General features: G+C 68.1%; 12 protein-coding genes. 5 read left to right on the forward strand and 7 right to left on the reverse strand.

Annotated features, from left to right (window positions below; all coding sequences use genetic code 11):
* Nucleotides 1–16: 16 nt before the first annotated feature.
* The 3 genes from AC5LXX_RS05650 to AC5LXX_RS05660 are packed head-to-tail and all read right to left on the reverse strand — an operon-like array spanning nt 17 to nt 2,014.
* On the reverse strand, nt 17–886 hold the full coding sequence (locus AC5LXX_RS05650; RefSeq protein WP_493410750.1) for a cytochrome c oxidase assembly protein: 870 nt from the start codon (nt 884–886) through the stop codon (nt 17–19).
* A 10-nt stretch (nt 887–896) separates the two neighbouring features.
* On the reverse strand, nt 897–1,343 hold the full coding sequence (locus AC5LXX_RS05655) for a copper chaperone PCu(A)C (RefSeq protein ID WP_124455998.1): 447 nt from the start codon (nt 1,341–1,343) through the stop codon (nt 897–899).
* A gap of 8 nt (nt 1,344–1,351) precedes the next feature.
* The gene (locus AC5LXX_RS05660; RefSeq protein ID WP_493410751.1) at nt 1,352–2,014 is read right to left on the reverse strand and encodes an SCO family protein; all 663 of its coding nucleotides are present in this window, start codon (nt 2,012–2,014) and stop codon (nt 1,352–1,354) included.
* A gap of 234 nt (nt 2,015–2,248) precedes the next feature.
* Here AC5LXX_RS05660 and otsB point away from each other — a divergent pair, with 234 nt between their 5' ends.
* Nucleotides 2,249–3,001 carry a trehalose-phosphatase gene (otsB, locus tag AC5LXX_RS05665; protein WP_124455996.1) on the forward strand — a complete coding sequence of 251 codons (753 nt, stop codon included), beginning with the start codon at nt 2,249–2,251 and terminating at the stop codon, nt 2,999–3,001.
* The gene (gene otsA / locus AC5LXX_RS05670) at nt 2,998–4,386 is read left to right on the forward strand and encodes an alpha,alpha-trehalose-phosphate synthase (UDP-forming) (protein WP_493410752.1); all 1,389 of its coding nucleotides are present in this window, start codon (nt 2,998–3,000) and stop codon (nt 4,384–4,386) included. The genes otsB and otsA overlap by 4 nt, the downstream gene beginning before the upstream one ends.
* A 78-nt stretch (nt 4,387–4,464) precedes the next feature.
* Here the strand turns inward: otsA and AC5LXX_RS05675 are convergent, their stop codons facing one another.
* Nucleotides 4,465–6,297, reverse strand: a complete 1,833-nt coding sequence (locus AC5LXX_RS05675) for an ABC transporter ATP-binding protein (RefSeq protein ID WP_124455994.1) — start codon at nt 6,295–6,297, stop codon at nt 4,465–4,467.
* Between the two features lie 566 nt (nt 6,298–6,863).
* Between AC5LXX_RS05675 and AC5LXX_RS05680 the strand changes: the two genes are divergently transcribed.
* Together AC5LXX_RS05680 and AC5LXX_RS05685 are read left to right on the forward strand one after the other, a co-directional pair.
* Nucleotides 6,864–7,928, forward strand: coding sequence for a glycosyltransferase family 4 protein (locus tag AC5LXX_RS05680; protein WP_124455992.1), 1,065 nt, complete (start codon nt 6,864–6,866; stop codon nt 7,926–7,928).
* Nucleotides 7,929–8,166: 238 nt separating this feature from the next.
* Nucleotides 8,167–8,976 (forward strand): hypothetical protein, encoded by an 810-nt coding sequence (locus tag AC5LXX_RS05685; RefSeq protein WP_493410753.1) that lies wholly within the window; start codon nt 8,167–8,169, stop codon nt 8,974–8,976.
* Between the two features lie 80 nt (nt 8,977–9,056).
* Here AC5LXX_RS05685 and gudD read toward each other — a convergent pair whose 3' ends face one another.
* Nucleotides 9,057–10,409: a glucarate dehydratase gene (gudD, locus tag AC5LXX_RS05690; RefSeq protein ID WP_493410754.1), complete on the reverse strand. Its 1,353-nt coding sequence runs from the start codon at nt 10,407–10,409 to the stop codon at nt 9,057–9,059.
* Between the two features lie 359 nt (nt 10,410–10,768).
* Between gudD and AC5LXX_RS05695 the strand changes: the two genes are divergently transcribed.
* Nucleotides 10,769–11,518: a FadR/GntR family transcriptional regulator gene (locus AC5LXX_RS05695; RefSeq protein WP_124455989.1), complete on the forward strand. Its 750-nt coding sequence runs from the start codon at nt 10,769–10,771 to the stop codon at nt 11,516–11,518.
* A gap of 137 nt (nt 11,519–11,655) precedes the next feature.
* On the opposite strand, the gene AC5LXX_RS05700 is transcribed toward AC5LXX_RS05695, so the two are convergent.
* Together AC5LXX_RS05700 and AC5LXX_RS05705 are read right to left on the reverse strand one after the other, a co-directional pair.
* Nucleotides 11,656–12,804 carry a branched-chain amino acid ABC transporter substrate-binding protein gene (locus tag AC5LXX_RS05700; RefSeq protein WP_493410755.1) on the reverse strand — a complete coding sequence of 383 codons (1,149 nt, stop codon included), beginning with the start codon at nt 12,802–12,804 and terminating at the stop codon, nt 11,656–11,658.
* Between the two features lie 373 nt (nt 12,805–13,177).
* Nucleotides 13,178–15,322: a phosphocholine-specific phospholipase C gene (locus tag AC5LXX_RS05705; protein WP_493410756.1), complete on the reverse strand. Its 2,145-nt coding sequence runs from the start codon at nt 15,320–15,322 to the stop codon at nt 13,178–13,180.
* Nucleotides 15,323–15,495 lie beyond the last annotated feature (173 nt).

Consider the following 15,495-nt stretch of genomic DNA (forward strand, 5'->3'; position numbering starts at 1 on the left):
GCGCGACGCGCCGCGGTCAGTGCGCGGCGCGCGGCACCGGCGGCTTGTCCGCGTGCCGCACCGCGCGTTCGCCGATCAGGCGGCCGCGCGCGGAGAGCCGCAGCCAGTGCCGCAGCGCGATCAGCGCGCCGATCACGCTCATCATCGAGCCCGGAATCCACAGCAGCAGCCCGCCGATCTGCTGATCGCGCAGCGGGCTCAGCCACGTGAACGCGCGGCCGCAGATCGAGTAGATCGGATACAGCTCGTGCGGCGTGAAGAAGATCAGCGCGCCGAGCGCGATCTGCGGCGGAATCGCCGCGACGACGATCAGGATCCGGCGGCCGGGCGACAGCCGCGCGGGCGGCGCGGGCCGCGGGTCGACCACGAGCCACCAGAACAGCAGCCCGTCGATCACCATGCTCCAGTTCATCACGCGATAGAGGCGCCAGTCGAGCATCGCGATGAAGTGGATCGGCGACAGCAGCCAGAAATAGATCAGCCCGACGAACAGCACGACCGCGACGACCGGATGGAACACCACGTCGAGCGTCGCGCGCACGGGCGCCCACGCGAGCGCGGGGCGCACGAAGCGCTGCCGCCAGCTGAACGGGATGCCCGCACGGATCGCCGCGCCCGGATACGACAGCGCGATGAAGAACGGCCCGAGGTGGTGCAGCACGAGGTGCTGCGCGCGGTGCAGGAAGAACTCGTGCTCGAAGAAATAGTCGAGCCGCGTATGCAGCGCGATATAGAGCGCCGTCAGCCCGAACCAGAACGAGAACTGCCGCAGCGGCGTCACCTTCGCCTTCTTCGCGCCGCGCGCGAACAGCACCGCCGCCGTCAGCACCGCGATGACGACCGTCGGCGACGGTTCCCACGGATCGAGCCAGTACAGGAGGTTCATCGCGCGCGGCTTACTTCGTCTGGGCCGGCGACTTCACGGCGAACGGCGCGTCGACCGTTTCGCCGTCGGAGAATTTCAGGCGCAGGTGCACGGTGTCGCCCGGCTTGATCGCGTGCTTCGGCTCCTCGAGCATGAAGTGATAGCTGCCCGGCGCGATGTCGACCTTGCCGCGTGCGGGGATCGTCAGCTTGTCGACCATTTCCATCTTCTGCGTCGAGCCGTTCGACACGGTCTGGTGCAGCATCGCCATCCCGTAGTCGGGACTGTCGACGTCGACGAGATCGACGGGCTTGTCGCCAGTGTTCACGAGCGTCACGTAGCCGCCCGCCGGCAGCTTGTTCGGCAGCCAGCGCACCCATGCGCCCTGCGCGGTGATCGCACCGGCGGCATACGCTTGGGCGCCGGCGCACAGCGCGGCGAGGAGGGCGAACGTCTTGAGGGTCGTCTTCGTCTTCATGTCGGAATTCAGGTCGTGGAGGCAGTGTCGATGATCCGGCGCACATCGGCGGCGATGGCGTCGGGCGAATCGCGATCGGTCGCGAGCAGGCGCGCGCGTCCGGTTGCGTCGAAGATGTAGACGGCCGAGCTGTGCGTGACTTCGTAGCCGCCGGACGGATCGCGTTTTTCCATCTGGTACGCGACGCGATAGCGTTTCGCGAGCGATTCGATCTGGCCGTCGGTGCCGGTCAGCCCGCGCGCGTGCGCGGCGTCGAACGCGGCGACGTACGACTGCATCAGCTGCGGCGTGTCGCGCGCGGGATCGACCGACACGAACAGGATGCGCACGTCGTTGGCCTGCGGGCCGAGCTTGCCGAGCACGTCCATCAGCCGCGCCATCGTTTCGGGGCAGACATCGGGACAGTGCGTGTAGCCGAAGTAGACGAGCGCGACGCGGCCGTGGAACGCATCGGCGTCGACGGGGCGGCCGTCGCCGCCCGTGAGCGTGAACGACAGGTCGGGCAGGTGGCCGGTGACGTTGGTCAGGTTCCAGCGCGGCTCGTCGTGCGTGCACGCGGCGAGCGCCACGGCGGCGGAGAAGGCCGCAGCCGTGCGGATGAGGCGGGAGAGGCGAGACGGCATCCTGGGGCTCGATCGGACTAAATGGGTGGCCGGCCGGCGCGATGCCATGCGTCGCGCGGCAGGCGGTTGCGACTGTAGCGCAATTCGCGCGCCCGCGTCCTTTCGAAACCCGTACGGGCTGGGCGAGCGGGGCAATATGTCGCAGTTGACGCAGGCGGCGGCGCGAGGCTGGCGACGCACCGGTTTCGCCCATCTCGGTGCGCAGGCGCGGTAAGATGCGCACAAACCCATTCGCGCAGTGGCGGCCTGCGTTTGCCGGCCGGCCCTCAGACTATCGAATCGATGCAATCCGTTCCGGCTTCCCTGTCCCTGACCGATACCGCGTTCTTCTTCGACTTCGACGGCACGCTCGTCGAACTCGCGCCGACTCCCGACAGCATTCACGTTCCGCCGTCGCTGCTGACGCTGCTCGACGAGCTGCGCCGCCGCACGCACGGCGCGGTCGCGGTCGTGTCCGGGCGCGGCATCGACAACCTCGACACGTTCCTGAAGATGCCCGACCTGCCGATCGCGGGCCTGCACGGCGCGGAGCGCCGCGATGCGAACGGCGACACGCAGCGCATCGGCTTCAACGACGAACGTCTGCTGCGCATCGAGCGCGAGCTGGCGGGCGTCGTCGACCGCCATCCGGGCATGCTGCTCGAAATCAAGGGCGCGGCCGTCGCGCTGCACTTCCGCAATGCGCCCGAGCGCGAGGCGGCGGCGCGCGAAGCGGCCGAGCGTCTCGTGGCCGACTATGCCGATGCGTACGTGCTGCAGCCCGGCAAGATGGTGTTCGAGATCAAGCCGAAGGGCGTCGACAAGGGGCGCGCACTGGCCGCGTTCCTCGACGAACCACCGTTCGCGGGGCGCGTGCCGCTGTTCGCGGGCGACGACCTGACCGACGAGAAGGGCTTCGCGGTGGTCAACGCGCGCGGCGGCCTGTCGATCAAGGTCGGCGCCGGCGAGACGTCGGCCCGCATGCGGCTCGATTCGGTCGACGCGCTGCACGAGCAGATCGCGCGCTGGCTCGGCGCGGGGCAGCCGCACGCATGAGCCGGCTCATCATCGTTTCAAACCGCGTCGCACCGATTTCGGAAGGCGAACCGGCGGCGGGCGGCCTGGCGATCGGGGTCTATGACGCATTGAAGGAGACGGGCGGCATGTGGTTCGGCTGGAGCGGCGAGGTCGTCGCGTCCGGCGCGCCGCAGCCGCAGATCCACGTCGAGGAGCGCGGGCCCGTGACGTTCGCGACCGTCGGGCTGGCGCGCCGCGATTACGACCAGTACTACCGTGGCTTCTCGAACGCGACGCTGTGGCCCGCGTTCCATTACCGCGCGGACCTGATCCAGTACGACCGCCACGAATTCGACGGCTACCGCCGCGTCAACGTGTGGCTCGCGCAGCAGCTCGTGCCGCTGCTGCAGGACGACGACGTGATCTGGGTGCACGACTATCACCTGATCCCGTTCGCGCGCGCGCTGCGCGATGCCGGCGTGAAGAACCGGATCGGCTTCTTCCTGCACATCCCGTTTCCGGCCGCGCAGGTGCTCGTCAACGTGCCGCCGCACCGCGAACTCGTCGAGTCGCTGTGCGCGTTCGACCTGCTCGGCTTCCAGACCGAACCCGACTTGCGCGCATTCTGCGACTACGTCGAATTCGAAGCGGGCGGCGAGGTCGAGCGCGACGGGCACAACACGGTGCGCGTGCGTGCATTCGGCCAGACGCTGCGTGCGGCCGCCTATCCGATCGGCGTATATCCGGACGAGATCGCATCGCTCGCGCAGGCCGGTGAGCAGGGCAAGGCCGTGCGCACGCTCGCGACGTCGCTGCGCGGGCGGCAGCTGATCATGAGCGTCGACCGGCTCGATTATTCGAAGGGGCTCGTCGAGCGTTTCCGTGCATTCGAGAAGCTGCTCGAGCACCAGGCGTCGATCCGCAACCGCGTGTCGTTCCTGCAGATCGCACCGTCGACGCGCGCGGACCTGCGCGCGTACCAGGACATCCGGCTGCAGCTCGAAGCGGAGTCGGGGCGCATCAACGGGCGCTACGCGGAGCTCGACTGGGCGCCGATCCTCTACATTCACCGCCAGTACGACCGCCAGGTGCTGGCCGCGCTGTACCGGCTCGCGCGCGTGGGCTTCGTGACGCCGCTGCGTGACGGGATGAACCTCGTCGCGAAGGAATACGTGTCCGCGCAGAATCCGGACGATCCGGGCGTGCTGGTGCTGTCGCGTTTCGCGGGCGCTGCACGCGAGCTGACGGGCGCACTGATCGTCAATCCGATCGACATCGACGGGATGGCCGATGCGCTGTCGCAGGCGCTGACGATGCCGCTCGCCGAGCGGCGCGCGCGCTACGCGGACATGATCGCGCAACTGCGCGAGAACAACGTGTCGGTGTGGCGCGACAACTTCCTGCGCGATTTGCAGCACGCCTGACCGGCTGCTTCCGGCGCAATGAAAAAGCCGCAGTGCGTGACGCACTGCGGCTTTTTTGTCGGCTGTATGCGGGCGGCGTCAGGCCACGCGCTCGCCGGTCGGCGTGTTGCCGTCGGGGGCGGCGTGATGGCGGCCGTGCTGTTTCGCGAGCAGGTCGCGGTACAGGCCGGGGCGGTTGCGCAGCACGTCGGGCGGGCCGTCGTCGATCACCTTGCCGTTGCTCATCACGATGATCCGGTCGAAGTTGCGCAGCGTCGACAGGCGGTGCGCGATCGCGATCACCGTGCGGCCGACCATCAGGCGGTCGAGCGCGCTCTGGATGGCTTCCTCGGACGCGCTGTCGAGTGCCGACGTCGCTTCGTCGAGCAGCAGGATCGGCGCATCCTTCAGGATCGCGCGCGCGATCGCGATGCGCTGGCGCTGGCCGCCCGACAGCTTGACGCCGCGGTCGCCGACGATCGTGTCATAACCTTCCGGCATCGCCTCGATGAACTCCGCGCAGCGCGCGTCGCGCGCGGCGGCGAGCACTTCGTCGCGGGTCGCCTCGGGGCGGCCGTACGCGATGTTGTCGTAGATCGTCCGGTGCAGCAGCGAGATGTCCTGAGGCACGAGCGCGATCGCATGGCGCAGGCTGTCCTGCGTGATCGTCTTCACGTCCTGGCCGTCGACCTTCACGACGCCGTCCTGCGTGTCGTAGAAGCGCTGCAGCAGCGCGAGCACGGTCGACTTGCCGGCGCCCGACTTGCCGATCAGGCCGACGCGCTGGCCCGGTTCGATATGGAGGTCGAAGTGGTCGAGGATCGCGCGGCGGTGCGGGTACGCGAACGTCACGCGCTCGAAGTCGACGCGGCCGCCGGTGGCCGTCAGCGGCTGCGCGTCGGAGCGGTCCGGCATCCCGTGCGGCTCGAGCAGCGTCTTCACGGCCTCGGACAGGCGCGCGACGTGCTGCGTGACGTCGACGAGCGCGACCGCGAGGTCGCGCGTGCCGTGCAGGATCGTGAAGCCGAGCGAGCTGACGAGCACGATGTCGCCCGACGTCGCGCGGCCCTGGTCCCACAGCCACAGCGCCCAGCCGAGCAGGCCGGCCGACAGCATCGCGGTGATCACCGCGTGCAGCAGGCGCAGCTTTTCGAGATAAAGCAGGCTTTGCTGGCGTGCGTCCATCTCGGCCTTGACCGTCGCGCCGAAGCGCTTCTGTTCGCGCAGCGTCATGCCGAACGCACGCACGAGCCCCATGTTGCCGATCACGTCGACGAGCTCGCCGTCGACCGCCGCGGCCTTCGCCGCGAACGCATGGTGACGGGCCGAGCCGCGCCCGGCGAGCTTGAACAGGATGACGGACAGCACGGCCGAACAGCCGAGCAGGCCGGCGGCCATCAGCGGATTGACGACGATGATCATCAGGATCGCGCCCATCACCGCGATGCACGGCGGCAGCACGTTCCACGCCATCGTGTTCTCGGACGTGTAGACCGCGTTCGACGTGGCCGTGATGCGGCTCGCGAGCGTGCCCGGCTGCTTCTCCGAGTAATACGTCGGCGAATGGCCGATCAGGTACTGGAACAGGTCGCGCCGCAGGTCGCCGGTCACTGCGACGAACGTGTGCGCGGCGACCCAGCCGCCGACGCGCCACAGCAGGTTGTCGGCCGCGATCAGCCCGACGAGCAGCGCGAACGCGCTCCATAGCGGGCCCGGGTGATGGCGCCCGGTCGCGAGTACGTCGATCAGGTGCTTGATCGCATACTGCGAGCCGAGCGCGCAGCCGACGGCGGCCAGCACGCTGCAGAGCACGATGAGGTGCGCGGCGGGATGGAGGCGGATGTAGCGGAACAGGAACGCGATCGGCCGGTGCGCGTAGCTCGACAGCTTCGCGTTGTGGGCGTTGCGCTGGGCAGGGGTGAGAGATTCCAAAATATGCGTGCGGTGATTCGGTGATTGAGCGTGGCGGCTGGATCGCATGCCGACGTTCGCCCGGACTGAATAATCCGGCATTGTAAACAAGGCCGTGCGTCGCGCTGCGCGAATCTTGCCTTGGCCAGGGGCTCGCGATCGATTTTGAGATAAAATCCGGCATCCCGTCCTGCCTCGTGTGCAGGAATCACGCTGCCGGCAGCCTCGGGTTAACAGGGATCGCCAAAACGGCCTTCCACTCTAGAACGGACACCCAAGTCCGCGGGTTGCAAAGTGTTGCACCTTTGTAACAAAGTAAAGTGTTTGAAATGTTGTGCGCCGTATCGGGATTAACCCTAGATAATCGGCTCCGGGTTCGATTCCAGGTTTTTTTACGAACCCCTGTCAACGGGTCTTCGTTTCAAACGTTCTATGCCTGTCGCGTCGCCGACGCTCCTTGAGCAGCGCGGGTTCGACGCCCCCGGCAGGCTGATTCGTCCGATTTTCGGATGAAATGCATCCAGCCCGGACCGCCGGCAGGTTGCCGACCCATACCTGGTTTTTAGCCGATTTTTTAGGAGTTACGCATGCGAATCGCCCAAATCGCTCCGTTGCACGAAGCGGTGCCCCCGAAACTGTACGGTGGTACCGAGCGAGTGGTGTCCTATCTCACCGAAGCGCTTGTCGAGATGGGGCATGACGTGACGCTCTTCGCGAGCGGCGATTCGCAAACTTCCGCGAAGCTCGAAGCATGCTGGCCGCAGGCGCTGCGCCTCGACCCGACGATCCGCGACGTGATGGCCCCGCACATGCTGCTCCTCGAGCAGGTGCGCCGCCGCGCGGAAGAGTTCGATGTCCTGCACTGCCACATCGACTACTACCCGTTCTCGCTGTTCTCGCGCCAGCCGGTCCCGCATCTGACGACGATGCACGGCCGTCTCGACCTGCCGGAACTGCAGCCGATCTTCAATGCATTCAGCGACGTGCCGGTCGTGTCGATCTCCGACAACCAGCGCATCCCGCTGCCGCAGGCGAACTGGCTGTCGACCGTGTACCACGGCCTGCCGGAAAACCTGCTGACGCCGATCCCGAACGTGAAGCCGAGCTACCTGGCGTTCCTGGGCCGCATCTCGCCGGAGAAGCGCGTCGACACGGCGATCCGCATCGCCGAACAGGCCGGCCTGCCGATCAAGATCGCCGCGAAGCTCGACAAGGCTGACCGCGCGTACTACGAAGAGAAGATCAAGCCGCTGTTCGCGCTGCCGCACGTCGAGTACATCGGCGAAATCAGCGAGTCGGAAAAGACCGAATTCCTCGGCAACGCGCACGCGCTGCTGTTCCCGATCGACTGGCCGGAGCCCTTCGGCCTGGTGATGATCGAGGCGATGGCATGCGGCACGCCGGTGATCGCGTTCAAGCGCGGTTCGGTGCCGGAAGTGATCGACAACGGCGTGTCGGGCTTCGTCGTCGAAGACGAACTGTCGGCCGTCGCGGCGCTCAAGCGCCTCGATACGCTGCCGCGCGAGAAGGTTCGCGCCGCGTTCGAAGCACGTTTCTCGTCGAAGGTGATGGCGCAGAACTACGTGAAGGGCTACGAGGAACTGCTGCGCCAGAAGCACCGTACGGTGCTCCGCGAAGTCAACGCAGGCTGATTCGCCGGCCGCTGCCGCGCTGCGGCGCGCGGCCGTCATCGACGCCCCGTCCGGGTTTTCCGGCGGGGCGTTGTCACATCCGCGGCGCGGATGTGTTGTATTCTCGCCGCGCCCGGCGCCGCGAACGGCCCCCGAAGCGGCCCGGCACGCCATCCGGCCGTCTGTCCAGACGGTAATGTCCCTATAATGGCCGTGCCGTGAAATCCGGCCCTGTACGAATATCAAGAGGAGAGCAGTCTTGGCGAGAACGAAAACCACGCGCGCAGCGCCGGCCCCCGGCGCCGGTGTGATCTTCGCGTTGCGCGCGATCGGTCTCGTGCTGCTCGCGCGCTGGCTGTTCTCGATGTCGCAGATGGGCTATCGCTCGTCGCTGTCCGCGATGGTGTCGTCGCCGTGGGCGTTCGTCTACCTCGTGCTGATCTTCCTGCTGCTCGCGCTGCCGGGCGCCGTCGCGCGTGCCGAGCGGCCGTTCCATCCGCTGCCGCAGTGGCTGCGCCAGGCGCTGCGCGTCTTCGCGCTGATCGGCTTCCTGTTCGCGGTCTGGTCGATCGGCATGTTCGCGTGGGTGGCCGGCTGGCGCCACGCGCTGCATGCGGTGACGGCGACCAACGGCTGGCTCGTCGCCGCGCCGGCGCTTTACGCGGCAATCGTCTGGATCTGCCGCCCGCGGCCGCTGTGGCGCACCAACGTGGCCGCTCGCCGCTTCGCGGTCGGCCGGTACGCAATTTCACTCGACGTGCTGACGCGCACCGCGATCGTCTGGATGGAAAGCCGCAAGGTCGGCCAGTACGACGCGCGCGAGCTGTCGGTGCGCTGGCCGGGCCGCAAGGCTGCCGCGCCGAGCGAGCAGGGCGCGGCGGACGCGCAGCCGGCAGTCGTGCCGCCGCGTCGCGGCAGCCTGTTCAATCGGCCGAAGGTCGAGCTGCTGTGGGATTCGCCAGCGGCCGTCGGCCATAACCGGCAGATCGTGATGCGCGCGCCGCTCGCGACCGAAGGCGACCGCGTCGCGGTGCTCGCGCTCGACGCGGCGCTCAAGCAGATCGTCTGACAGGGCCCGCGCACCGGGCGCGGGCGACAAGGGCCGGCCGCCGGTAACCGGGCGACCCCGCCGCCCGGTTCGCCAAGTGCTCAGCGCACGAGGCAGGGGCGCTTGTTGTTGAACGTCCACCCCGGAATCAGATACTGCATGGCCGCCGCATCGTCGCGGGCGCCGAGGCCGTGCTGCTTGTACAGCTCGTGCGCGACCGCGACCGCATCCATGTCGATGTCGACGCCGAGACCCGGCCGCTTCGGCACTTCCACCAGCCCGTTCTCGATCGTCAGCGGCTCGCGCGTCAGCCGTTCGCCGTCCTGCCAGATCCAGTGCGTGTCGATCGCGGTGACCTGGCCGGGCGCGGCGGCCGCGACATGCGTGAACATCGCGAGCGACACGTCGAAGTGGTTGTTCGAATGCGAACCCCACGTGAGACCCCAGTCGCGGCACATCTGCGCGACGCGCACCGAACCCTGCATCGTCCAGAAGTGCGGGTCGGCGAGCGGGATGTCGACGGCCTGCAGCTGCACCGCGTGACCCATCTGCCGCCAGTCGGTCGCGATCATGTTGGTCGCCGTCGGCAGCCCCGTCGCGCGGCGGAATTCGGCCATCACCTCGCGGCCCGAGTAACCGTTCTCCGCGCCGCACGGATCTTCCGCGTACGCGAGCACGTGATGCTGATCGCGGCACAGCCGCACGGCTTCGTCGAGCGACCAGGCGCCGTTCGGGTCGAGCGTCACGCGTGCGTCGGGGAAGCGTTCGGCGAGCGCCGTCACGGCCTCGATCTCGCTTGCGCCTTCGAACACGCCGCCCTTCAGCTTGAAGTCGTTGAAGCCGTAGCGCGCATGCGCCGCCTCGGCGAGCCGCACGACGGCCTCGGGCGTCAGCGCGGCTTCGTCGCGCACGCGGGTCCAATCGTCGCTCGCACCGCTGCCGTCGCGATACGCGAGCGCGGTCTTCGTGCGGTCGCCAATGTAGAACAGGTAGCCGAGCATTTCGACGCGGTCGCGTTGCTGGCCTTCGCCGAGCAGCGCGGCGACCGGCACGCCGAGGTGCTGGCCGAGCAGGTCGAGCAGCGCGGCCTCGAGCGCGGTGACCGCGTGGATCGTCGTGCGCAGGTCGAAGGTCTGCAGCCCGCGGCCGCTCGCGTCGCGGTCGGCGAAGGTGCGCCGCACGTCGTTGAGCACCGCATGGTAGTTGCCGACCGGCTGGCCGACGACGAGTGCGCGCGCGTCCTCGAGCGTGCGGCGGATGCTTTCGCCGCCCGGCACCTCACCGACGCCGGTCCGGCCCGCGCTGTCCTTCAGGATCACGAGGTTGCGGGTGAAGAACGGACCGTGCGCGCCGCTCAGGTTGAGCAGCATGCTGTCGTGGCCGGCGACCGGAATCGCTTGCAGGTCGACGATGCGCGGCGTGTCGTGGGAAGGCGAGGCAGTGACGGCGTTCATGGGCGGCGATGGCAGAAGAGTGGGCAATGCCGTGCGGCAAAAGCTTTGCCGCGCGCGGCGGGAGGTGCGATCATTCGACAACCGACGTGCGCGGCGCGCAAGGCCCGCAGGTCGACAGCAACCCGGAACGGGGTGGGCGCGACAACGAGACCAGCAGCGCGCAGAACGCGAACGCTGGCTGATCGTCAGGCATGGGACCGGGCGGCGCTGGAATGCCGGCTCGAGTCGACAGGAGATCCGTGCATCGATCATCAGTCGTCGGATGACTTGTGACGCAGTATAATGAATCATCGGCTTTCGCTCAAACCCCGCGTAAACCCTCGGCTCACATTACGATCATTCAAAAAGGAACCGGCCTCATGTCCGTGCCCACGCTTCCCGCAGCGCCGCGCCGTCGCGCACGCAGCCTCGCACAAGATGTCGTCGACGCGCTGACCGCGCAGATCGAAAACGGCACGCTGCGTCCCGGCGACAAGCTGCCGACCGAAACCGAAGTCATGGCGGCGCAGGGCGTAAGCCGCACGGTCGTGCGCGAGGCGATCTCGAGGATGCAGGCGAGCGGCCTCGTCGAGACGCGCCACGGCATCGGCAGCTTCGTGCTGGAGCCGTCGCGCCGCCAGGCGCTCGGCATCGACCCCGCGACGATCACGACGCTGCGCGACGTGCTCGCGGTGCTGGAACTGCGCATCAGCCTCGAGAGCGAGTGCGCGAGCCTGGCCGCGCAGCGCGCGAACGATACCGACCTCGCGGCGCTGCGGCGCGCGCTCGACGCGATCGCGACGGGGGCGGGCGGCGGCCGCGACACCGCGCAGCTCGACTTCCAGTTCCACCTGCAGATCGCGCAGTCGACCGGCAACCGCTATTTCGTCGACATCATGACGCAGCTCGGCACGTCGATCATCCCGCGCACGCGCGTGAATTCGGCACGCTTTGCCGGCGACGACCTCGAGCGCTACGTGGGCCGGCTGAACCACGAGCACGAGGACATCTACGAGGCGATCGCACGCCACGACCCCGAAGCCGCGCGCGCCGCAATGCGCACGCACCTCACGAACAGCCGCGAGCGGCTGCGTCGTGCGCACGAAGCGGCCGAGGCGGAGGCCAGCTGACCGCCGTGCGGCGCGGCCCGCGTTGCCGCGGGCCCGTGCCGAATCGCTTCAATGTCAGTCGTCATACGAGATCGATGTCGCCGCATCGATCTGCGCGGCCAGGCGGCGTATCCGCCGCCGGCCGCCGAACCCGCCGATCAGCCTCCCTTCGTCACGATCGTCTTCCACGCGCCGCTCTTCACCTGGTACAGCGTCGACATCCCGCTCTTCAGCGAACCGTCGTTCGCGAACGAGATGCGGCCGGTCACGCCTTCGAAGTCGATCTTCTTCAGCGCCGGGCGATAGACCTTCGGATCGGTCGAGCCGGCCGCCTGCATCGCCTTGATCGCGGCCCACGCCGCGTCATAGCCGAACTGCGCATACGACAGCACGTCGACGCCGAAGCGCTTCTTGAAGCGCGCCTCGAAATCCTTCCCCTGCGGCAGCTCGTCGAGCGGCTGGCCGTATTCCCATGCCATCGCGCCTTCGGCGGCCGGGCCCGCGATCTTGATGAACTCGTTGTCCTTCACGCCGCCGCCGCCGACGAACTGCGCGTTCAGTCCGAGCTGGCGCATCTGCTTGATGAAGTTCGCGGCGAGCGAATCGAGGCCGCCGAAGAAGATCAGGTCGGGATTCTTGCCCTTCAGGCTCGTGATCTGCGCACGGAAGTCGACCGCCTGGTTGTTGGTGAACTCGCGGCCGATGATATTGCCGCCCGCAGCCTTCACGGCCTTCTCGAATTCGTCGGCCTCGCCCTGGCCGAACGCGGTGCGGTCGTCGATGATCGCGATGCGCTTCGCCTTCGTCACGTCGACCGCGTACTTGCCGGCGTTGCCGGCGTTCTGGCCGTCGGTCGCGATCACCATGAACATGTTCGCGAGCCCGCGCGACGTGAGCGTCGGGTTGGTCGCGGCCGGGTCGATCACCGGAATGCCGGCCTTGTCGTAGACCACCGACGCCGGAATCGTCGTCCCCGAGTTGAAGTGACCGACCACGACCGACACGTTCTGGTCGACCAGCGCCTGCGCGGCCTGCACGCCGATGCGCGGATCGGCCTGGTCGTCCTGCACGACGAGATTGAAGTGGGCCGCCTTGCCGGCGATCTGCACCTTCTGCGCGGCCGCATCGTCGAGCGCGAGCTGGACGCCGTTTTGCAGATCCTTGCCGTAGCCGGCGTTCACGCCCGTGAGCGGCGCGGCGAAACCGACCTTTACGTCGGTTGCATCGGCAGCCTGGGCGGCCTGTTGCGAGAGGAGGGCAAGCGCGGATGCAATGGACACCGACAGCAGGGAATGACGGAATTTCATGTTGTTCCTCTTGTTCGACACCGGCGAGTGGGTACCGCGCGCGTCCGGGCGGGCCGGGCGCGTGCGACGGGCGGGCGGTTCGACCGCTTCTCGGAATCGGGCGGGGAGGTCGGCAGCGTGATCCTCGGAAACATCTCCCGTCAGGCTCTCTACGAAGAGCCCCGATTGCTTCGATATATAGGTCGCCGATATGCGCGGGTCTTGGAAATTTGTCGCGCATTCGATGCGGATTTGCGCATAGCTTCCGCGCGGGCGGGTCCGGCCGGTATCGGGAGTTTCCCGTCGCGAACGGAACGGGCGCAGAGAGGGGGGGAGCGGTGCGGGGCAAAAACGCGGCGCGGCCCGCCGGGGCCGCGCCGCGCGTGGGGCGACGTCAGTCGGACAGTGCGTCCGAGGCGGCTTCGGCGTCGTCGTGCGACGCGTGCGTGCGGATCAGCGGGTCGCTGGTGCTCGGGCGGCCCGTTTCGACGTGGCCCGCGAAGCGGCGCAGGAAGCCGAGCAGCCGGCCGTCGCTGACGGTCAGGTCGTACCAGCCGTGGCTGCCGCGCAGGTCCCAGTAGTCGTCGACGTGCGCGCCCGGCGCGAGGTCGAACGTGCGCGAGCGGCCGTGGCCGTACGCGTTCGTAACCTTGAGCCGCACGGCCTTGTGGCCGCGGTTCATCAGGCGCAGCGTGATGTTGCCGTTCGCGACGTCATAGCCGTAGATCACCTCGGGGTTCACGTTCGCGCTGCCGACGCCGGTCGCGAACGGGCCGCGGAAATGGCAGTAGAAGCCGTTCGGGCCGTACACGTCGAGGTCGTACAGGCCGAGCGATGCCGCCGCACTCCACGTATCGGCGATCCGCTTGCCGGCCTCGACCGTGTACGTCCACGGACCGTCGAGGCGGTTGCGCGACTGGACCTGGAACGCCGCGCCCGCGCGGCCCGTGTTCGCGAAGGTCAGCCGGAACAGGCCGTTCACGGATTCGACGCGGCCGTGCACGAACAGCTCGTACGGCAGCGCGCGCGCCGGACGCAGCCCGGCTTCCTGTTTCGGCAGCTTCTGCAGGGCCGGCGGCACCGGGATGTAGTCGGGATGCCGGTTGCGGTCGGGCGGCGCGTAGCTGCTCGTGTCGGGCAGCGTCGGCCACGCGGCATCGGACGTCGCGAAGTCGAACGCGGCGGTCAGGTCGCCGCATACCGCGCGGCGCCACGGTGACACGTTGGCGGCCGTGACCGGGTATTGCGCGCCGAACCGCGCCTCGATGAATTGCAGCAGCGACGTGTGATCGAAGGTCTGCGAGCAGACCCAGCCGCCCTTGGTCCACGGCGACACGACGAGCATCGGCACGCGCGGCCCGAGCCCGTACGGGCCGGCCATGTGCGATGCGTCGCCGGCGAACACCTCGTTGGTCGTCGCGACCGTCGACAGCCCGTTGTCGCGCGACTGCGGCGCGAACGGCGGCTGCACGTGGTCGAAGAAGCCGTCGTTTTCGTCGTACGTGATGAACAGCGCGGTCTTGCTCCACACCTCCGGATTCGACACGAGCGCCTTCAGCACCTGCTCGATGTACCACGCGCCGTAGTTCGCGGGCCAGTTCGGGTGCTCGGAATACGCTTCCGGCGCGCAGATCCACGACACCTGCGGCAACGTGCCGTTCTTCACGTCCTGCTGCAGCACGTCGAACAGCGTGCCGCCGGCGCTGATGTTGGTGCCGGTGCGCGCCTTGTCGTACAGCGGCGTGCCGGGCAGCGCGGTGCGGTACTGGTTGAAGTAGAGCAGCGCGTTGTCGCCGTAGTTGCCGATGTACGGGTTCTGCGTCCAGCCCCACGAGCCGTTCGCGTCGAGCCCCGTGCCGACGTCCTGGTAGATCTTCCACGACACGCCGGCCTGTTCGAGCACTTCCGGGTAGGTCGTCCAGCCGTAGCCCTTTTCCTCGTTGCCGAGCACCGGGCCGCCGCCCGTGCCGTCGTTGCCGACATAGCCTGTCCACATGTAGTAGCGGTTCGGGTCGGTCGAGCTCGGGATCGCGCAGTGATACGCGTCGCAGATCGTGAACGCATCGGCGAGCTGGTAGTGGAACGGGATGTCGTCGCGCTTCAGGTACGCCATCGTCGTGGTGCCCTTGTTCGGCACCCACTGGTCGTAGCGGCCCTTGTTCCACGCGGCGTGCATGTCCTGCCAGCCGTGCGGCAGGTCCTGCAGGAACTGCAGGCCGAGCTTGTCGGCGCCGGGATGGAACGGCAGCAGTTCGGCCGGGCCGACCGGCTGGTGGAACACCGACTTGCCGTTTGCGAGGCGCAGCGGGCGCGGGTCACCGAAGCCGCGGACACCGCGCATCGTGCCGAAGTAGTGGTCGAACGAACGGTTCTCCTGCATCAGGATCACGATGTGTTCGATGTCACGGATCGTGCCGGTGCGGCGGTTCGCGGGAATCGCGAGCGCATCGCGGATCACGGGCGGAAACAGGTTCAGCGCGGCGGCGCCGGCAGTGCCGGCGGCGACGCGCAGGAAGTCACGACGGTTCGATCGGGTCATGGTCGTTATCGTGCGGTAAAGGGGGGAGCCGATTGGCGGGACCTACAGGAAGGGCGCGCTCCGGGTTGCAGGATGCGGCTGCGCCGGTTCGTGCCGCCGCGAGCATAGCGAGGAATCGGTGTCATTCATGTGAAGTCCGGAAACGTTTGCATGTGCGGCGAAGCGGCAGCGGG

It is taken from the genome of Burkholderia torrens (genome assembly GCF_984668525.1).